Source organism: Paraconexibacter antarcticus (assembly GCF_024220175.1).
In the GTDB taxonomy this organism is placed as follows: domain Bacteria; phylum Actinomycetota; class Thermoleophilia; order Solirubrobacterales; family Solirubrobacteraceae; genus Paraconexibacter; species Paraconexibacter antarcticus.
In genome coordinates this window covers 910652-928338 of sequence record NZ_CP098502.1, presented here as the reverse complement: position 1 = coordinate 928338, position 17687 = coordinate 910652, and the positions used below count along the sequence as shown (strand labels likewise).

19 protein-coding genes are annotated in these 17687 nt (G+C 76.1%); 13 read left to right on the top strand and 6 right to left on the bottom strand.

Annotation, left to right across the window (positions count from 1 at the left end; translation table 11 throughout):
- The first annotated feature begins 167 nt into the window (after window positions 1–167).
- From NBH00_RS04535 to NBH00_RS04515, 5 genes are read left to right on the top strand one after another with little or no spacing between them, the layout of a single operon-like run.
- Complete coding sequence (locus NBH00_RS04535) at window positions 168–728, top strand: hypothetical protein (RefSeq protein WP_254572164.1); 561 nt, start codon at window positions 168–170, stop codon at window positions 726–728.
- Complete coding sequence (locus NBH00_RS04530; protein WP_254572163.1) at window positions 728–2317, top strand: biotin/lipoyl-binding protein; 1590 nt, start codon at window positions 728–730, stop codon at window positions 2315–2317. The genes NBH00_RS04535 and NBH00_RS04530 overlap by 1 nt, the downstream gene beginning before the upstream one ends.
- Window positions 2314–3048, top strand: coding sequence for an ABC transporter ATP-binding protein (locus NBH00_RS04525; protein ID WP_254572162.1), 735 nt, complete (start codon window positions 2314–2316; stop codon window positions 3046–3048). Before NBH00_RS04530 ends, NBH00_RS04525 begins: the two co-directional genes overlap by 4 nt.
- Window positions 3045–4280, top strand: coding sequence for an ABC transporter permease (locus NBH00_RS04520; protein ID WP_254572161.1), 1236 nt, complete (start codon window positions 3045–3047; stop codon window positions 4278–4280). The genes NBH00_RS04525 and NBH00_RS04520 overlap by 4 nt, the downstream gene beginning before the upstream one ends.
- Before the next feature lie 29 nt (window positions 4281–4309).
- Window positions 4310–5074, top strand: coding sequence for a hypothetical protein (locus NBH00_RS04515; protein ID WP_254572160.1), 765 nt, complete (start codon window positions 4310–4312; stop codon window positions 5072–5074).
- Between the two features lie 229 nt (window positions 5075–5303).
- Here the strand turns inward: NBH00_RS04515 and NBH00_RS04510 are convergent, their stop codons facing one another.
- The 3 genes from NBH00_RS04510 to NBH00_RS04500 all read right to left on the bottom strand — a co-directional run bounded on the left by NBH00_RS04510 (window position 5304) and on the right by NBH00_RS04500 (window position 8492).
- Window positions 5304–6830, bottom strand: coding sequence for a sensor histidine kinase (locus tag NBH00_RS04510; RefSeq protein ID WP_254572159.1), 1527 nt, complete (start codon window positions 6828–6830; stop codon window positions 5304–5306).
- Window positions 6827–7501 (bottom strand): response regulator transcription factor, encoded by a 675-nt coding sequence (locus tag NBH00_RS04505; RefSeq protein WP_254573694.1) that lies wholly within the window; start codon window positions 7499–7501, stop codon window positions 6827–6829. Before NBH00_RS04505 ends, NBH00_RS04510 begins: the two co-directional genes overlap by 4 nt.
- Before the next feature lie 97 nt (window positions 7502–7598).
- Window positions 7599–8492: an SDR family oxidoreductase gene (locus tag NBH00_RS04500; RefSeq protein WP_254572158.1), complete on the bottom strand. Its 894-nt coding sequence runs from the start codon at window positions 8490–8492 to the stop codon at window positions 7599–7601.
- A gap of 107 nt (window positions 8493–8599) precedes the next feature.
- On the opposite strand from NBH00_RS04500, the gene NBH00_RS04495 reads away from it, so the two are divergent.
- From NBH00_RS04495 to NBH00_RS04485, 3 genes are read left to right on the top strand one after another with little or no spacing between them, the layout of a single operon-like run.
- Complete coding sequence (locus NBH00_RS04495; protein WP_254572157.1) at window positions 8600–9589, top strand: FAD:protein FMN transferase; 990 nt, start codon at window positions 8600–8602, stop codon at window positions 9587–9589.
- On the top strand, window positions 9586–10248 hold the full coding sequence (locus NBH00_RS04490; protein ID WP_254572156.1) for a ferric reductase-like transmembrane domain-containing protein: 663 nt from the start codon (window positions 9586–9588) through the stop codon (window positions 10246–10248). Before NBH00_RS04495 ends, NBH00_RS04490 begins: the two co-directional genes overlap by 4 nt.
- Before the next feature lie 37 nt (window positions 10249–10285).
- Complete coding sequence (locus NBH00_RS04485; protein ID WP_254572155.1) at window positions 10286–11452, top strand: acyl-CoA dehydrogenase family protein; 1167 nt, start codon at window positions 10286–10288, stop codon at window positions 11450–11452.
- Between the two features lie 12 nt (window positions 11453–11464).
- On the opposite strand, the gene NBH00_RS25190 is transcribed toward NBH00_RS04485, so the two are convergent.
- Window positions 11465–11668, bottom strand: a complete 204-nt coding sequence (locus NBH00_RS25190; protein WP_302182696.1) for a hypothetical protein — start codon at window positions 11666–11668, stop codon at window positions 11465–11467.
- Window positions 11669–11744: 76 nt separating this feature from the next.
- On the opposite strand from NBH00_RS25190, the gene NBH00_RS04475 reads away from it, so the two are divergent.
- Window positions 11745–12146 carry a hypothetical protein gene (locus NBH00_RS04475; protein WP_254572154.1) on the top strand — a complete coding sequence of 134 codons (402 nt, stop codon included), beginning with the start codon at window positions 11745–11747 and terminating at the stop codon, window positions 12144–12146.
- A gap of 23 nt (window positions 12147–12169) precedes the next feature.
- Window positions 12170–12424 carry a hypothetical protein gene (locus NBH00_RS04470; RefSeq protein ID WP_254572153.1) on the top strand — a complete coding sequence of 85 codons (255 nt, stop codon included), beginning with the start codon at window positions 12170–12172 and terminating at the stop codon, window positions 12422–12424.
- 3 nt (window positions 12425–12427) lie between these two features.
- Here NBH00_RS04470 and NBH00_RS04465 read toward each other — a convergent pair whose 3' ends face one another.
- Both NBH00_RS04465 and NBH00_RS04460 read right to left on the bottom strand, forming a co-directional pair.
- Window positions 12428–13603, bottom strand: a complete 1176-nt coding sequence (locus tag NBH00_RS04465) for an MFS transporter (RefSeq protein ID WP_254572152.1) — start codon at window positions 13601–13603, stop codon at window positions 12428–12430.
- On the bottom strand, window positions 13600–15141 hold the full coding sequence (locus NBH00_RS04460) for an adenylate/guanylate cyclase domain-containing protein (protein ID WP_254572151.1): 1542 nt from the start codon (window positions 15139–15141) through the stop codon (window positions 13600–13602). Before NBH00_RS04460 ends, NBH00_RS04465 begins: the two co-directional genes overlap by 4 nt.
- 37 nt (window positions 15142–15178) lie before the next feature.
- Between NBH00_RS04460 and NBH00_RS04455 the strand changes: the two genes are divergently transcribed.
- From NBH00_RS04455 to NBH00_RS04445, 3 genes are all read left to right on the top strand, one after another.
- A complete protein-coding gene (locus NBH00_RS04455; RefSeq protein WP_254572150.1) occupies window positions 15179–16045 on the top strand; it encodes a helix-turn-helix transcriptional regulator in 867 nt (288 codons plus the stop codon).
- A gap of 123 nt (window positions 16046–16168) precedes the next feature.
- A complete protein-coding gene (locus NBH00_RS04450) occupies window positions 16169–17080 on the top strand; it encodes a VOC family protein (RefSeq protein ID WP_254572149.1) in 912 nt (303 codons plus the stop codon).
- Window positions 17080–17655, top strand: coding sequence for a VOC family protein (locus NBH00_RS04445; protein WP_254572148.1), 576 nt, complete (start codon window positions 17080–17082; stop codon window positions 17653–17655). The genes NBH00_RS04450 and NBH00_RS04445 overlap by 1 nt, the downstream gene beginning before the upstream one ends.
- The last annotated feature ends 32 nt before the right edge of the window (window positions 17656–17687 follow it).

Sequence of the window (17687 nt, the reverse complement as noted above, 5' to 3'; positions counted from 1 at the left end):
CTGCCACCCGTGCCACCCGGAAACCACCCGGGACGGGGGACACCGGGGTCTTCCGGGATTTCGGCGTTTCTTCGTTCTTCCTTCACTCGGTCTGGGGTCGTGCTGGTTCCGTGGAGGACGTCCGCACAGGCCGCGGCCTGAGTCCCTTCACCTTCCGGAGCCCGTTCTTGCCCGATCTCGCCCGCCTCCACCCCCGCCCGGCACCACGCGAACGGACCGCGCGTGTCCGGCGCGGGCTGCTCGCCGCGTCGGGCGCCGTCGTCCTCGCCGCGGGGCTCGGGGCCTGCGGGTCGTCCGCGGCAACATCGACGGGCGGTGCGGCGGGCACCTCGGCGGCGGGCGCGCCGGACGCCGGGCAGGCCGGTGGCCCCGGGCGGATCTTCGGCGCGGCGCGGGACCCGAAGGTCGCCGCGTGCCTGAGGAAGCAGGGCGTGAGGCTGCCGACCGGGCGGCGGCGGCCGCCGCGCGGCAGTGCTGGTCCGTACGGCGGCCCGGGCGCCGGGCCGGGCGCCGGGCCTCCGCCGGCGGGGGCGGGCGTGCCGCCGGCGGGAGCCGGGACGCCGCCGGCCGGCGCGCGTCGCTTCCGGCGCGGCGGGACGGCGCAGTTCCAGCAGCTTCGCAAGGCGCTCGCGGCGTGCGGCGTGAGCGTGCCGCAGGCGCCGGGCGGGGTGCCGGGCGCAGCGGCGCCCGCGACCCCGGCCACGACGACGGGGGCGCCGACCTCCTGATGGCACGCCGTCCCTCCCTCGTCGAGCTCGCCGTCGGCGCGGTCGCCACCGCGGGCGTGATCGTCGCTGCGACCTCGGTCGGGTCCTCGACCGCGAGGACGAGCCCCCGCGAGCAGCTCGTCGCGGTCAAGCGCGGTGTCGTCGAGAGCACGGTCTCCGGCACCGGCAACCTCTCGCCGTCCTCGGAGCGGGAGCTGAACTTCGGCGCGAGCGGCACCGTCACGAAGGTGTACGTCAGGGCCGGGCAGCACGTCGGCACCGGCCAGCTGCTCGCCCGGATCGACGACGCATCCGCCCGCGTGGACCTCGCGGCGGCCGAGGCGACGCTCGCGAGCGCGCAGGACACGCTCACCGCCGCGACGGCGGCGGCCTCGACGACCACCGCGTCGCTCCCGGTCGCGGCGAGCGTCCACACTGAGTTCGCCTCGGCGACGCTCCCGGCCGGGACGACCACGACCCCGGCGGCCACCACCGCACCCGCGGCCACCACGCCCACGACGCCGTCGCCGGCCCCGGCCGCCACGACGACGGCACCCCGGACCACGACGCCGGCGCGGACGACCACCACCCCCGCCGCGACCACGACCGTCCCGCGGGCGACGACCTCCGGCGGCTCGGGCTCACGGAACGCGCCGGGTGCGGGCGGTGCCTCCGGCGCCGGGTCAGGCGGCACGTCGAGCAGCGGCTCCGGCAGCGGCTCGGCGACCCCTGCGACGTCGAAGGCGGCCGCGGAGGCCGCCGTCGCCTCGGCGCAGCTCAGCGTGACGAAGGCCGAGGCGGCGCTCCAGGAGACCGTCCTGCGGGCGCCCTACGCCGGCACCGTCGCCGCGGTCGGCGGCCGGGTCGGCGACAGCGTTACCGCCGGGTCGGGCTCGTCCTCCTCGTCGGGCGGCTCAGGGTCGTCCGCGTCCTCCGGCGCCGGCGGCGGGGCCGCCACCGGCGGGAGCGGGTCCCCCGGCGGCTCGGGCGCGTCCGCCGCGGCCGGGTTCATCACGCTCGCGCAGCTCAGCCGCTACACGATGCAGGTGTCCCTCAGCGAGTCGGACATCGGCAAGGTGAAGGTCGGCCAGCGCGCGACGGTCACCGTCAACGCCGCGTCGGGCGCCGAGTTCGCCGCTCGGGTGAGCGACGTCTCGGTCCTCGCGTCGTCCTCCTCGGGCTCCTCGGCCGTGAGCTACCCGGTGACCCTGCGGCTCACCCAGTCGGGCTCGAAGCTCAAGGCGGGCATGAGCGCGTCCGCCGACATCGTCGTCGGCCAGGCGAGCGGGCTGATCGTCCCCACGGCCGCGATCACCGGCGGCTCGGTCACCGTCGAGCGCAGCGGGGTCCGCAGCACGCAGCCGGTGCAGACCGGGGTCGCGGGCGACACGAGCACGCAGGTCGTCGCCGGGCTGCGGACCGGCGACCAGGTCGTCGTGCGGCCGCTTGCCGCCGGGAGCGGGACCGGCTCCGCGGCCGGCGGCTTCGGCGGCGGCCGCGGGCTCGCGGGCGGCGGCATCGGCACGGCCCTCGGTGGCGGGGCGTCGGCGGTCGGTGGCGGCTTCGGCGGCGGGTTCGGCCGCGGCGCGCGCTTCCGCGGGGCGCCATGAGCACCGCCCGGGCCCCCCTGGCGCCCCGCCGCCCGCCGGTCATCGACGTCCGCGGCGTCGAGCGGGTCTACCACGTCACGAACGAGGTCGAGGTCCGCGCGCTCGCCGGCGTGAGCCTCCGGATCGGGCGCGGCGAGTCGGTCGCGATCATGGGTAGCTCGGGCAGCGGGAAGTCGACGCTCATGCACATCCTCGGGTGCCTCGACACGCCGACGGCCGGGCGCTACCTCCTCGACGGCGTCGACGTGCGCGACATCGCGGAGGACGACCTCGCCGACCTGCGCGGCCGGAAGATCGGCTTCGTCTTCCAGGCCTTCAACCTCGTGCCGCGGACATCCGCGCTGCTGAACGTCGAGCTGCCCCTGGCCTACGCGGGCCTCGGTCGCGCCGAGCGCCGCCGCCGGGCGACCGACGCGCTGCGCGCCGTCGGTATGGGCCGCCGCCTGGACCACCCGCCCTCCGAGCTGTCGGGCGGCCAGCAGCAGCGCGTCGCCGTCGCCCGGGCGATCGTGACGAACCCGTCGCTCGTCCTCGCCGACGAGCCGACCGGCAACCTCGACTCGCAGTCGACTGCCGCCGTGCTGGCGATCTTCGAGGAGCTCAACGCCGAGGGCCGGACCGTCGTCCTCATCACCCACGAGGACCACGTCGCCGCCCGCGCGCGGCGGATCGTGCGGCTCGGCGACGGCCTCGTCGTCGAGGACACCGGCCCCGTGGCGGCGCCCGCGTGAGGGGCCTGGAGACGCTCCGCGTCGCCCTCGCGGGCATCGGCGCGAACAAGCTGCGCTCGGGCCTGACGATCCTCGGCCTGACGATCGGCGTCGCCTCGGTGATCGTCCTCGTCGCGGTCGGCAACGGCTCCAGGCGGCAGGTGCAGGCCGGGATCGACGCGCTCGGCTCGAACGTCCTCATCGTCTCCGCCCAGAGCGGGCCCGGCGGCCCCGGCGGGCTGTTCTTCCGCCGGGGCGGCGGGGGCGCGGACGTCACGCTCACGACGAAGGACGCGGCGGCGCTCGTCGATCCCTTCAACGCGCCGGCGGTGAAGAGCGCCGCGCCGGTCATCACCGCGACCGGGACGACGCTCGTCGCCGGCTCGACGAGCTACGCACCGGCGTCGTTCGTCGGGACGACGCCACCGTACGCGGCGACCCGCGACTACCGGGTCGCGACCGGCGCGATGTTCACCGCCGCGGACGTGAAGAAGCACGCCCACGTCGTCGTCGTCGGGCCGACCGTCGTCACGAACCTCTTCGGCGGCGCCGACCCGGTCGGCCAGACGCTTCGCGTCAACGGGTCGAGCTTCACCGTCGTCGGGGAGACGAAGGCGAAGGGCTCCAACGGCATCGCCGACCAGGACGACGTCGTCATCGCGCCGCTTACCGCCGTGCAGGACACGATCAGCGGCTACACGACGATCGACAACCTCACTGTGCAGGCGACGTCGGCGGGCGCCCTCGACGACGCGCAGGCGCAGGTCACCGCGATCCTGAACGAGCGCCACCGCGTCACCGACACGACGAACCCCGGCTACCAGGTGACGAACCAGGGCTCGGTCCGTGCCGCGTCCGACGCGTCGACGCACGTGTTCACGACCCTGCTCGGCGCGGTGGCGGCGATCTCGCTGCTCGTCGGCGGGATCGGCGTCATGAACATCATGCTCGTGTCCGTCACCGAGCGGACGCGCGAGATCGGCATCCGCAAGGCGATCGGCGCGCGGCGCTCGGACATCCTCGCCCAGTTCCTCACCGAGGCCGTCCTCGTCTCGATGTTCGGCGGCGTCGTCGGCGTCGCGGCGGGCATCGCCGGCAGCCAGTTCACGATCGCGGGCGTGACGCCGGCCATCGCGGCGCCGTCCGTCCTCCTCGCCTTCGGCGCCGCCCTCACGAGCGGCCTCGTCTTCGGCACCTACCCAGCCGCCCGTGCGGCGCGCCTCTCACCGATCCAGGCGCTGCGCTTCGAATGACCACCCCAGACGACACCCCGGAGCACCCGATGTCCGAGACCCAGACCGACCCGCCGGCCACACTCGACGACCGCTACGCCTGGGAGGACGACGAGCACGACGAACTGCCGGCCCGCCCGCGCCGCCGCGGCCTGACGCCGGCGACGGGCATCCTCGCACTGGTGGCGGTGGGCGCCGGCGGCTTCATCGGCGGCGTGCAGGTGCAGAAGCACCACGACCCGAGCGGGGGCGGCGAGACGGTCGGTGCGGGCGCCGCGCGGGCCGGACTGCCGCCGGGTGGGTTCGGCGCGCGGACGGGGCGGCCGGGCGCCGGGGCCGGCGCGGGTGCGGGTGCGGGCGGTGGCGCGGCCGCCACCGCCTCCGGCTTCACCGCCGGCACCGTCTCGAGCAAGGACGGCGACGTCCTCTACGTGAAGTCCGCCGACGGCACGACCGTGAAGGTCCGCACGACGTCGTCCTCCAAGCTCACGCGCAACGCCGCCGCGTCGGTCAAGGGCATCTACCCGGGCGACACCGTCCTCGTCACCGGCACGACGGCCGCCAACGGGACGATCAAGGCGACCCGCGTGACCGCGACGGCCGCGAGCGCCGCGTCCGCCGGCGGAGGCTTCGGCGGCTTCGGGCGGTTCGGCGGCGGCGCGGGCGCCGGCGGCGGCGCGGCGGCCGGCGGCGGCGCGACAGCCGGCGGCGGCGCGACCGCGGCGGGAGGTGGCCCGCCCGGCGGCGGCGCGGGCGCCGTGGGAGGCCCGCCCGTGGGCGGCCCGCCGGCAGGCTTCGTGCCGCCGGGCGGCTGAGCCCCACCGCCGCCGCCACCGGGACGCCGTCCATTTCCCCCGATCAGGGTCGGTAGAAATGGACGCGCCCCCACGGCTGCGTCGGACGCCGTCCATTTCCCCCCATCAGGGTCGGGAGAAATGGACGTGCCTCCACGGCTGCGTCGGACGCCGTCCGTTTCCCCCATCAGGGTCGGGGGAAATGGACGGCCTGGCGTTGTGCGGTCAGGTTGGTGATCGGACGGCGGCGTCAGGCCCGCAGCAGGTCGGCCGCCGGACCCGGCGCGGCCTCGGGCTCCCGCGCCGCCGCGACCCGCGCCGCCGCGACCCCCGCCGCCGCCAGCTCGAAGCGGACGACGGCACCGCCGTCCGGGGCGTTCGCGACGGTCACGGCGCCGCCGTGGGCCGTGACCGCCTGCCTGGCGATCGCCAGGCCGAGGCCCGAGCCCGCCCGGTCGCGCGCGCCCGCCCCACGGAAGAAGCGGTCGAGGACCTGGCCGACCTCGCCGGCCGCGAAACCCGGCCCGTGGTCGCGGACGACGAGCGTCCCGCCCGCGAGCGTCACCGCGATCGGCGCGCCGGGTGCATTCCACGCGACGGCGTTGTCGAGGACGTTGTTCACCGCACGGGCGAGGCGGTCGTGGGAGCCGACGACGAGCGTCGGCTCGAGCTCGACGACGAAGGCCTGGCCGGGAGCGTGGCGGCGCGCACGGGCGACCGCGCCTGCGACGAGCTCGTCGAGCGACAGCGTCGACGGCGCGCCCTCCGGCCCCTCGCCACGCGCGAGGTCGATGAGGCCGTTCATGAGGAGGGTCAGCTCCTCCGCCTGATGCGTCGCGCGCTCGACGAGCGTCGCCCGCAGCTCCGGCGAGAGGTCGGGGTTCGCGCCGAGCACCTCGATGTTCGTCCGCAGGCTCGTCACCGGCGTGCGCAGCTCGTGCGAGGCGTCGGCGATGAGCTGGCGCTGCGCGTGCACCGACGCGTCGAGCGCGCGCATCGACACCTGCAGCGTGTCGAGCATCTCGTTGAAGCTCGTCGCGAGGCGGCCGATCTCGTCGCCACCCGGCGCCTCGATGCGCCGCCCGAGGTCCTGCGTCGCGGCGACGTGCTCGGCCGTCTCGGTCAGGCGCGCGAGCGGGCGCATCGCCCGCGCCGCGACGATCCGCCCGAGGACGACGGCAAGCGCGATCCCGCCGAGCGCGACGATGAGCAGCAGCCAGCGGATGTGGGCCAGCGTCGTGTCGACCTCCTTGAGCGGACGGCCGAGCTGGACGGCGCCGCCGCCGGGCAGGCCGGTCGTGAGCAACCGCACCCGCGTCCCGCCGACGCGAGCGACGCGGAGCTCGGCGCCCGCGCCCCGCCGCGCGATGGCGCGGGCCGTGCCGTCGACCGGCAGCCGGTCCGACCCGCGGCCGGGCGGGCCCGTCGCCCGCGTCCCCGCCGCGGTGAGGAACTGGTCGTAGAAGTCGATGTCGCCGCGGCGCTGGGGCGGGCGGACGAAGAGGCGGCTACGGGCGACGCCGAACCCGGGCGAGCCGCCGCCGGCCCGCAGCGACGGCGTCGCCGTGCCGCCCGTGACGCCGACCGCGGCGGCGGGCGGCGGCAGCAGGGGCCGGCGGACGAAGGAGACGAACTGGCTCGCGCGGCCGCGCAGCGACGAGTCGACCTGGCCGAGCAGCTGCCCCCGGACCGTGACGTACGCGAGCGTCGAGGCGAGAAGGATCGAGACGGCGACCGCGGCCCCGGTGAGCAGCGCGATGCGACGCCTGAAGCTCACGGCTCCCGCCGGAGGACGTAGCCGATCGCGCGCACCGTGTGGATGACCCGCGGCTCGCCGCCGTCCTCGAGCTTCCGCCGCAGGTACCCGACGTACACGCCGAGCGAGTTGGAGGCGACGCCGAAGTCGTGGCCCCACACGCGCATGAGGATCTGCTCGCGGGAGAGGACCTGCTCGGGGTGCTCGAGGAAGCACTCGAGCAGCAGCCACTCGGTGCGTGTGAGCTCGAGGAGCCGGTCACCCCGGTAGGCGCGGTGCGCGCGCCGGTCGAGGCGGACGTCGGAGAACGTCGCCTCGTCCGCCCCGGCCGCCGGGCCCGTGAGGTTGCGGCGCATGATCGCCCGCACGCGCGCGGTCAGCTCGCGGAGGGCGAACGGCTTGGCGAGGTAGTCGTCCGCCCCCGCCTCCAGGCCGGCCACCCGGTCGTCGAGCTCGTCGCGCGCGGTGAGCATGAGGATCGGGACCTCGTTGCCCGACGCACGCACCCGGCGGCAGACCTCGAGCCCGTCGACGTACGGCATCGACAGATCGAGGATCACCGCGTCGAACGAGCGGCTGCTCAGCGCCATGATCGCCTGCAGCCCGTCGTCGACCGCGAGGACGTCGAGCTGCTCGAGCTCGAGGGCGATCGTCAGCGCCTCCCGGACACCCGGCTCGTCGTCGACGACCATCACGGTGGGGTGCGGGACGGCGCTCAAGCCCCCGAGGATGCCGGACGGCGATGAAGCGTTCCGTAAATCCGGCTGGGAATCCCCTGAGAACCCGCCCCTACACGTGCGCGTGCTCGTCCGCCTCGAGCGCCTGGCTGCGCGCGCTGAGCGAGCGGCCGAGCGCCGCGACCTCGGCGTCCATCTGCGGGAGGAGCTCCGGCACGGCCCTGCGCACGTCACGCTCGCCGACCGGCGTGGAGACGAGCGGGCGGATCCAGCGGAAGAGGCCGACCCAGCCGGGGACGTTCACGCGGCTCCGGCGGGCCTCGATGCCGGCGACGAAGCGCTTGCCGCAGGCCTCGACCGAGGTCGTGTTCTTCAGCGGGCCGGGGAGCGTCTTCAGCATCTTCGTGAAGGACGGCAGGTCGGCCTTCGCGTCCTGCACGAGCGGCGTGTCGATCCACGCCATGTGCGCCGAGCCGACGTCGACGCCGAGGTGGGCCACTTCGAGCCGCAGCGAGTTCGCGAAGTACTCGGCCCCGGCCTTGGAGGCGTGGTAGGCGGCGAGGCCCGGCGACGCCGAGTAGGCCGCGAGCGAGGAGACGACGAGGACGTAGCCCTTGCGCTCGATGATCGACGGGAGCGCCGCGCGGACGGTGTGGAAGACGCCGAGGAGGTTCACGTCGAGCACGCGCTTGAACGTCGCCGGGTCGACCTGGAGGACCGAGCCGTAGCTCGCGATGCCGGCGTTCGCGACGACGACGTCGATGCCGCCGAAGCGCTCGACCGCGGCCGCCGCGGCGGCCTCCATCGAGGCGAGGTCGCAGACGTCCGCGACGACCGGGAGGACGTGGTCGGACCCGAGGCGGGCGGCCAGCGCGTGGAGCGGGGCCTCGTCGAGATCGGTGAGGACGAGCTTCGCCCCCTGCGCCCGCAGGCGCGTCGCGACCTCCGCGCCGATGCCGCGCGCGCCGCCGGTGATGAGGACGACCTTGCCGTTCAGGGAGCTCATAGTACGGGAGCGTACCTTCATTTCCGGCCGCGGGCCACTCGCCGCACTCAGGAAGTTCCCAGGAGCCCTTCAGCGTTCACGAAGGTCACGGGAGCAGCATGCTCGTCATGCCCCCGACCGTCGATGCGCCGCCCGCCCCGACCGAGGTCCTCCCCCTGACCGAGGTCACCGTGACGTTCCCCTGCTTCGGCACGAAGGTCACGGTCATCGCGTCCGCCCCTGCCGAGGACGCCGCGCGGGCGGCCATCGACGCTGCCCGCCGCATCGCCCTCGACGTCGACGCGCAGCTCTCCCGCTTCCGGCCCGACAGCGAGCTGTGCCGCCTGAACGAGGACCCGCGGCGCGCCGTCCCGGCCGGCTACCTCCTGCGCCGCCTCGCCGCGGCCGCCCGCTGGGCCGGCGAGGCGACCGACGGCCTCGTCGACGCCACGTGCCTGCCGGCCCTCGAGGACGCCGGCTACCGCGGCCACTTCCCCGACACCCACCCCCACGCCGCCTTCGGCCCGGCCTGGGCGCGCGCCGCCCGCAACCCCGCCCCGCTCGCCGGCGGCTGGCGGCTGCTCCGCGTCAACGAGACGGAGGTCATCCGCCCCGCGGGCGTCCGCCTCGACAGCGGTGGCCTCGCGAAGGGCATCGCCGCGGACCTGATGGCCCACGCGCTGCGTGACTGCGACGCCTGGGTCGTCGACTGCGCCGGCGACCTGCGCCTCGGCGGCACCGCCGACCTCGAGCGCCGCGTCGACGTCGCGGACCCCGCGGGCGGCGAGCCGATCCACGCCTTCTCCCTGCGCGCCGCCGCCGTAGCGACGAGCGGCACGACGCGCCGCGCGTGGGCGGGCGACGGCCGCACCGACGCCGCCGGCCCGGCCGACAGCCACCACCTCATCGACCCCCGCACGGGCGCCCCGGCCGACACGGGCCTCATCCAGGTGACGGCGCTCGCGCCGACGGGGCTGCTCGCCGAGACCCGCGCGAAGGCCGCGCTCCTCTCCGGCGTCGAGGGCGCCGCCGCCTTCCTCCCCGACGGCGGTGTCCTCGTGCCGGCCCGCGGCGAGCCGATCGTCCTGCCGCACGGCGTGCGAGGAGCCGGCCGATGACGGCGGCGGCCGCCGCCGTCGCGACGTCGCCGCACCTCTTCTGGATCACGAGCCGCGCCGCCGGCACGGTCGCGCTCGTCCTCGCGAGCGTCTCGGTCGGCGCCGGTATCCTCATGGGCACGCGCCTCGTCCGCGGCACCCGCGCGGGCGACCTGCGCGCGCTGCACGAGGTCCTCTCGCTCGCGACCCTCGTCGCCCTCGCCGTCCACGGCCTCTCGCTCCTGGGCGACTCCTTCCTCCACCCCGCGCCCGCGGACGTGCTCATCCCGTTCGTCTCCCCCTACCACCGCTGGTGGAGCGCCCTCGGCCTCTGGGCGAGCTGGGCGCTCGTCGCGCTTGGCCTCGGCTACTACGCCCGCGGCCTCATCGGCCACGCGCGCTGGCGGACGGCGCACCGCTTCACCGCGCTCGCCTGGGCGATGGGCGTCGCGCACTCGCTCGGCATGGGCACCGACGCGGGGACGACGTGGTTCCTCGCGCTGACGGCGCTCGCGGTCGTCCCGCCCGCGCTGCTCCTCCTGCTGCGCCTCGGCGGCCTGCAGCGGGCGACGGCGCCGGCGGGCCCGTCGGCCCGGGGCGGCGCCGGCCCCGCCGCCGTCGACCCGCAGCCCCAGCCGCCCGCCCCGGCGGCGGCGCGTGCGCCCGCACGCCTCTTCTGACGGTTCGCGAACCGACAACGGCGGGTAGGGACGCCTCATGTCCACCGCCGCCCCCGACCGCGCCGAGATCGCCACCGCGCTCCACGCCGCCACCAAGCGCCTCCTCGACGAGGAGCTCCTGCCGAACGTCGCCGCGTGGGACCGCGACGACGAGCTGCCGGACGCGACGCTCGCGCAGGTCGTCGGCCTCGGCATCACCGGCGCGCTCGTCCCCACCGAGTTCGGCGGGCCCGGCCTCGGCGTCAAGGACCTCGTCCACGTCTGGCGCACGCTGAGCCAGGGGTGGATCTCGATCACCGGCGCGGTGAACCCGACCGGCCTCGCCATCACGCTGCTGACCCGCCACGGCACCCCGGAGCAGCGGGCCCGCTGGCTGCCGGGGATGGCGAGCGGCGAGGTCCTCGCGTCGTTCTCGATCACCGAGCCGCAGGCGGGCAGCGACCTGCACCGGCTCGAGACGACCGCGCGACCGCACCCGGACGGCGGCCTCGTGCTCGATGGCGCCAAGCGCTGGGTCGCGGGCGGCCGGTCGAGCCAGGTCATCTTCCTGCTCGCCGGCGTCGAGGGCTCCGAGAAGCCCTCGTGCGTCGTCCTCCCCACCGAGGGCCGCGGGACCGCGTCCTGGCGGGTCGAGGACCTCGACAAGATGGGCTATCGCGGCGTCGAGTCCGCCGCCTACGTCTTCGACGGCCACCACGAGGCCGGCGCGGAGATCCTCGGCGGGGACGCTGATGGCCTCGGCCGCGGCGCGCGCCAGATGCTCGACGCGCTCGACGTCGGCCGCGTGAACGTCGCCTGCCGCGCCCTCGGGATCATCGACCGCTGCCTCGTCTGCGCCGTCGGCGAGTCGACCGGGCGCGCGATCGGGGACGGCGTCCTCGGCGACCACACCCACGCGCAGCTGCGCGTCGGCGAGATCGTCTCGCAGCTCATGGCGGCCGAGGCGCTCATCCTCCGCGCCGCCGAGGCGGTCGACCAGCAGCGCGAGGACGCCGGGCGGCTGGCCACCGCCGCGAAGATCGTCGCGTCGGACGCCGCGGTCTGGGCGGTCGACCATGCGGCGCGCCTGGCGGCGAGCCGCTCCTACGGAGCCGACGACGAGCTCGCGCGCCTGCGCCGGGACGCTCCGCAGACGCAGATCGGCGAGGGCGCGAACGACGCGCTGCTCATGGCCCTCGCCAAGCCGCTGCTCGCCGAGGGCTGAGCGGGCCGGGGGTCAGATCTGCGGGCCGTCCGGCGACGGGTCCGGCGCGGGGGTCGGCGGCACGGGATCGGGCGACGACGGGGGCAGCGGCCCGGGCTCCGGGGTGGGCGTCGGCGGCACCGGGTCGGACGGGCCCGGCGCGATGTCCGGTCCGCCGGGATGCGGCGGCATCGTCCCCGGGACCTCGAGCTTCGGCGGGTCGAGCGTGATGGTCATGTTCTGAGGGCTACCCAACGCGCCGGTGCGTCACTCCACGCGTTTGCCGGGGGGCCCCACGGGGCAGCCTCACACCATGAAGCTGCTCATCATCGCCGGTGAGGTGCCCGACGCCGCCACCGTCCGCGACGCCGCGGAGCGCGACGCGGAGGTCTACGTCGTCGCGCCCGCCCTGGAGGACTCCCCCGTCCGCTTCTGGGTGAGCGACGTCGACGACGCGATCGCCCGCGCCCGCGAAATCGAGCAGGCCTCGGTCGCGAAGCTCCGCGGCGCGAACGTCGAGGTCGGCGGCGAGGTCGGCGAGGCCGAGCCGCTGCAGGCCGCCCGCGACGCGCTCGCGGTCTTCCCGGCCGATCGCGTCCTCATCCTGACCCACGAGGACGACGAGCGCGCGTACCGCGAGGACGAGCTCGACGCCGCGCGCGCCGAGCTCGGCGTGCCCGTCACCGTCCGCCGCGTCGCCCGGACCACGTCCTGACCCCGATGCCCGAGGACCCCGACATGGAACTGAACGACCTCCCGACCGTCGACGTCGACCGCCTGGCCGAGCGCCGCCGCGAGGAGCGGCGTGCCGTCGAGGAGGCCGGCGGCGGCGAGTCCGAAGGCTTCGAGCAGGCCGAGGCCGAGCTCATCGAACACGCCTCGCACGGCGACGACCACGGCACCGCCGCGATCACGCACGACGCCCGCGACGAGACCGAGGACGCGGGCGAGGAGCACGGCGAGGCCGACGGGGAGCGCCCGGCCGACCGGTAGGCCTCAGGCCGCGCGCCGCTGCCCGGCCTGCACGGCGGCCGCGGTGACCGCGGCCCCGCCGGCGGCCACCCCCAGCGCGCCGGCGTCCCCCGTGAGGTGGCTCAGCGCCGCCAGCAGGTACGGCACCGCGAACCCGATGTACGTCAGCGCGTAGTACACCGCGAGCGTCGCGCCGCGTTCCTCCGGGGCGGTGAGGCGCTCGCTCTCGCGCAGTCCCGACACGAGACACAGCCCGTAACCCGCCCCCAGCGGGAACGCCGCCAGGACGACGAGGGCAAGGTGCTGCCCGTCGACCGCCGCCGCGCCGATGAGCGCCCCCGCGACGGCGGCGACGAGCCCGTAGCGCCCGGCCCGCAGCGGGTACCGGTCCTCGAGCCGGCGGGCGTACGGCTGCACCGCCACCCCGGTCCCGAGCGTCAGCCCGCAGATGACGCCGGTGAGCCCGACCGACACGTGCCCGACCCGGCCGGGCAGCACCGCGATGGCGATCGCGGCGCAGCCGAAGACCCACGGCGCGGTCGGGGCGACCACGCGGCCGAAGCGCGCCGTCCGCACCGCGCGGGAGAGGCGCAGCTGCACGCGCCCGTGGCCGCCCGTCGTCGTCTCCGGCGCGGCCGGGAGCAGGACGAGCGCCGCGAGGCCGAGGACGATGTGGGGGACGTAGGGCACGACGAGCGGATGGCCGATCCACTGGGCCATGAGCCCGGAGACGACCGGGCCGGTGCCGAAGCCCGCGGTGAGGGCGATCGCCGCGCGCCGCGCGCCGGTCCCCTCCGGTGTGCCCGCCGACAGCTCCTGGACCCAGGCGCTGCCCGCCGCGAAGACGACGCCCGAGCAGGCGCCCGCGAGCAGCCGCGCGAGCGCGAGGCCCTCGGCGCCGTGACGGCCGAGGACGAGACCGAAGGTCGCCAGCGGCGAGAGGGCGACGAAAGCGACCGTCAGCGGGCGGCGGCCGTAGCGGTCGGAGGCCGGGCCGCCGAGCAGCAGCCCGGGGACGAGGCCGAGCGCGTAGATGCCGAAGAGGGCGGCGAGCGTCCCCGCCCCGAAGTGGAGCTCGTGCTTGTAGGCGACGAGCATCGAGGAGAACTGGTTCGCGCCCCAGCCGACGGCGAACATGCCGAAGGCGACGCGCCGCCAGGCGTGCGGCCCCGGCCCCGGCGTGGCTTCCCGCCCCGTCACGACCGGGGTACCGCGATCGGGGTGGGCTCGTCGCGGCCGCGCAGCGTCACCGCGTCGCCGACGGCCCAGCGCGCGGCCTCCTCGGCACTCGCCCGCTCGACGGCGGCGCCCGAGGCGCACACCCGCCCCGGGCGGTCCTTCGCCTGCTCGGTGAGTCGCGCCGCCTCGTTCACCGGGTCGCCGATGACCGTGTACTCGAAGCGGTCCGCAGCCCCGACGTTGCCGGCGACGACCGTGCCGGCGGACACGCCGATCCCGGCCGGGACGTCGGGCAGCTCCGCGGTCAGGCGAGCCTGCAGCGTGCGGGCGGCGGCGAGCGCGGCGGACGCCGGGTCCGCGTGCTCGAGCGGCGCGCCGAAGACGCAGAGCGCGCCGTCCCCCTCGAACTTGTTCACGAGCCCGTCGTGCTCGAGGACGACCTCCACGACGATCGCGAAGAACGCGTTGAGGGCGCCGACGACCTCGGTCGGGCCGCGGCGGACGGCGAGGGTCGTGGAGCCGATGATGTCGACGAAGAGCATCCCCGCCTCGCGCTCCTCCCCGCCGAGCTGCGCCCCCTCGTCGAGCGCACGTCGGGCGACGTCCCGCCCGACGTGCCGGCCGAAGAGGTCGCGCAGGCGCTCGCGCTCGCGCAGGCCCGCAGCCGTCCGGTTGAAGCCCGCCTGCGCGTAGCCGATCTCCGACACGTCCTTCACGGTGAGCGCGACGTCGAAGTCCCCGGCGTCGAGACGGTCGAGCGCGTCGCGGAGCTCGCGGAGCGGCTGCGAGATCGAGCGCGCGAAGAGGGCGATCGCGCCGAAGCCGACGACGACCGCGACGGTGCAGAGGACGATGACCGACCGCGCGAGGTCGTGGGCGGTCATGTCGACCATGAGCGCGCTGACGCCGAGCGCGAGCGCGCCGACGACCGGGACGATCGTCCCGATGAACCACGACGTCAGCGCCTGCAGCGCGACGCCGGAGCTGTCGCCGTGGCGGGGCGGCGCGGCCTCGAGGAGGCGCGCGCGGATCGGGCGGAGCAGGCGCTGGGTCAGGAGGAAGGCGATCGCGACGGTCGAGACGCCCCCGAGGCTCACCGTGATCCCGATCTCGACGGCGAACTTCGTCGACGTCGTGAGGTTGCCCGTGACGGCGATGACCGCCGCGACCGCCCAGAGCGCGCCCTGCTGGGCCTGCAGGCGGATCGGCAGCTGCAGGGTGCGGCGGCGCTCGCGCGCGGTCGGCGCGCGGTCCTCGATGAGCCAGTCGTCGATCGCCCCCGCCGCGCGCAGGCCGGCCCACAGGCCGAGCGGGAAGACGACGGTGACGTAGGCGCCGCCGATGGCGACGTTGCGCCACGCGGCGTGGGAGGTGACCTCGGGCGGCACGGGGAAGGCGAGGCCGAGGAGCCCGAGGACGATGAGCGCCCCGATGAGATGCGAGAGCAGGACCGCCGCGGCGATGACCGTCCGGGTGGCCCGGATGAGCACCGGGCCCGGGAGGTCGCCCGCCTCGCCGGCCAGGACCTGGCGCAGCGCGGGGATGCCGGCGTCGTTCACCCGGCGAGCGTACCCGCGGCGCTAGCGTCCCCGTTCGATGACCGGCCGCGGCGCAGACATCGCCCTCGACACGCTCGACACGCAGCGGCCCGCGGAGGTCGTCGTGCTCGACGACGCGCGCGTCGGCGACGACCCGGTCCGCGAGCCGCACCGGCACGACTACCACGAGCTCATCTGGCTGCGGGAGGGCTGCGGCGAGCACCTCGTCGACGGCGACCGCCACGCGGTCGTCCCCGGGGCGATCACCGTCGTCGGCCGCGGGCAGGTGCACCAGTTCCTCGGCGCGAGCGGCATGCACGGCGCGATCCTCCGCTTCCGCGACGAGCTCGTCAGCGGCGGCGCGCAGCGGGTCGCCGCGGGCTGGCTGCTCACCGGCGCGCCCGGCCGGACGATCGCCGTGCCGCCCGGCGAGCAGGACCGCCTCGAGTCGCTCCTGCTGACGCTCGGCGCCGAGCTGCGCCGCCCGGCCGACGTCTACAGCGCCGACCTGCAGGGCAACCTCATCGCCACCGTCCTGTTGTGGCTCGAGCGCTGGTACGACGGGGCGCGCAGCGAGCGCGGCGACGCCGATGACGCGGGCGTCGGGCTGCAGCGCCGCTTCGCCGCCCTGCTCGAGGACGACTTCCGCCGCCACCACGACGCGACGCACTACGCCGACGCGCTCGGCGTCCCCCGCGCCGCCCTGTCCCGCACGCTCGTCCAGCTCACCGGGCGCACGACGAAGGACCTCGTCCTCGACCGCGTCATGCTCGAGGCCGCGCGGCTGCTGCGCTTCACCGACCGGACGATCGGCGAGGTCTCCTACGCCGTCGGCTTCACCGACCAGCTCTACTTCTCGCGGGCGTTCAAGCGCCACTTCGGGGTCGCGCCGATGGGCTACCGCGAGGCCGCGCGCGGGCGCTGAGCGCCGTCCTCCCGAAAGTCCATGCATCGGCGCGGGGTGGCCATTCCGGGCGGGGCCCCGCGGCCCGACACTGGGAGTACGCCGCATCCCATCCCTCCGAAGAACGAAGAGCCGACGCCCGCCATGACCCAGCCCACGAGCACCCCCTCCCCCGTCGCCACCGCCGCGCCGGTCCTCCCCGCCACCCTCCGGCTCGGTGCCGTCCACCTCGTCGTCACGCAGCTCGACCGCTCGGTCGCCTGGTACCAGACCGCCCTCGGCCTGCGCGTGCACCGCCACGACTCAGACGTCGCCGAGCTCGGCGACGGCACCGTCACGACGCTCGTCCTCCACGAGGATCCCGTCGCCCATGCGCCCGGCCACCACGCCGGCCTCTACCACGTCGCCCTGCTCCACCCCGAGCGCGAGGAGCTCGCCCGCGCGGCACTGCGCCTCGCCGCCGGGCGGGTGCACATCCAGGGCGCGTCGGACCACGGCACGCACGAGGCGATCTACCTCGCCGACCCGGACGGCAACGGCCTCGAGCTCGCCGCCGACCGGCCGCGCGAGCAGTGGCCGACGCCGGAGCAGGAGTTCTCGGAGTTCCAGCGCGGCGGCCCGCTGCCGCTCGACTTCGACGCGCTGCTCGCGACCGTCGCGGGTGAGGCGCCGAGCGCCCAGGTCCGTCCCGGTCTGCGGACCGGCCACCTGCATCTCCACGTCGGCTCGGTCGAGCGCGGCCTCGGGTTCTACCGCGACCTGCTCGGCTTCGAGGTCTGGGGCAGCCTGCCGTCGGCCGCCTTCGTCTCCGCCGGCGGGTACCACCACCACCTCGCCTTCAACGTCTGGCGCGGGCCGGACGTCCCCGCCCTCCCGCCGCACGTCGTCGGGCTGCGCGAGTGGACGATCGAGCTCGCCGAGGCCGGCGAGATCGCCGAGGTCCGCGGGCGCCTGGAGGCCGCCGGGGTCCCCCTCGCGGACCGCCCGGGCGGGTTCGCCGTCCGCGACCCGTGGGACATGACCGTCGTGGTCACCCTCGCCGGAGCGGACGCCTGATGCGCCTCGAGGACCGCCCCGACGCCCAGGGCCCCGTCGTCCCCGCCGCGACGGCGGAGCGCCGGATCGACCCGCGTGTCCACATCGGCCACGTCCACCTGCGGACCGCCGACATCGACCGCGTGCGCGCGTTCTACGTCGGCGTCCTCGGCTTCGACGTCATCTTCGAGGCGCGCAACGTGCCCGGCTGGGGGACGACGGGCGACATCCTCTTCCTGTCCGCCGGCGGCTACCACCACCACCTCGGCTTCAACACGTGGAAGTCGGCCGGCGGCGGCCCGACGCCCGACGGTGTCGCGGGCCTGCACCACGTCGCGCTCAACTACCCGACGCGGGCCGCGCTCGGCGACGCCGTCCGGCGGCTGCGCGCCGCCGACTGGCCGCTGCGCCAGGTGAGCGACCACGGCACCCACCTCGCGATCTACGTCTCGGACCCGGACGGCAACGACCTCGAGCTCGTCTACGACCGCCCGATGGACGAGTGGCCGCGGCAGGACGACGGCACCATCGCCTTCGTCATGGACGGCGACATCGACCTCGACGGGCTGGTGGCGGAGGCGGAGGCGGTGGGCTGATCTCCGCCTGCGTGGGCGGCGGGCCGGGCGTC

Excerpts from the sequence above, each read along its gene's own strand:
- NBH00_RS04530 (WP_254572163.1), top strand. The coding sequence starts at position 728 with ATGGCACGCCGTCCCTCCCTCGTCGAGCTCGCCGTCGGCGCGGTCGCC.
- NBH00_RS04470 (WP_254572153.1), top strand. The coding sequence starts at position 12,170 with ATGGAACTGAACGACCTCCCGACCGTCGACGTCGACCGCCTGGCCGAG.
- NBH00_RS04455 (WP_254572150.1), top strand. The coding sequence starts at position 15,179 with ATGACCGGCCGCGGCGCAGACATCGCCCTCGACACGCTCGACACGCAG.
- NBH00_RS04505 (WP_254573694.1), bottom strand. The coding sequence starts at position 7,501 with ATGGTCGTCGACGACGAGCCGGGTGTCCGGGAGGCGCTGACGATCGCC.
- NBH00_RS04495 (WP_254572157.1), top strand. The coding sequence starts at position 8,600 with ATGCCCCCGACCGTCGATGCGCCGCCCGCCCCGACCGAGGTCCTCCCC.
- NBH00_RS04500 (WP_254572158.1), bottom strand. The coding sequence starts at position 8,492 with ATGAGCTCCCTGAACGGCAAGGTCGTCCTCATCACCGGCGGCGCGCGC.
- NBH00_RS04515 (WP_254572160.1), top strand. The coding sequence starts at position 4,310 with ATGTCCGAGACCCAGACCGACCCGCCGGCCACACTCGACGACCGCTAC.
- NBH00_RS04450 (WP_254572149.1), top strand. The coding sequence starts at position 16,169 with ATGACCCAGCCCACGAGCACCCCCTCCCCCGTCGCCACCGCCGCGCCG.
- NBH00_RS04490 (WP_254572156.1), top strand. The coding sequence starts at position 9,586 with ATGACGGCGGCGGCCGCCGCCGTCGCGACGTCGCCGCACCTCTTCTGG.
- NBH00_RS25190 (WP_302182696.1), bottom strand. The coding sequence starts at position 11,668 with ATGACCATCACGCTCGACCCGCCGAAGCTCGAGGTCCCGGGGACGATG.
- NBH00_RS04445 (WP_254572148.1), top strand. The coding sequence starts at position 17,080 with ATGCGCCTCGAGGACCGCCCCGACGCCCAGGGCCCCGTCGTCCCCGCC.
- NBH00_RS04485 (WP_254572155.1), top strand. The coding sequence starts at position 10,286 with ATGTCCACCGCCGCCCCCGACCGCGCCGAGATCGCCACCGCGCTCCAC.
- NBH00_RS04525 (WP_254572162.1), top strand. The coding sequence starts at position 2,314 with ATGAGCACCGCCCGGGCCCCCCTGGCGCCCCGCCGCCCGCCGGTCATC.
- NBH00_RS04475 (WP_254572154.1), top strand. The coding sequence starts at position 11,745 with ATGAAGCTGCTCATCATCGCCGGTGAGGTGCCCGACGCCGCCACCGTC.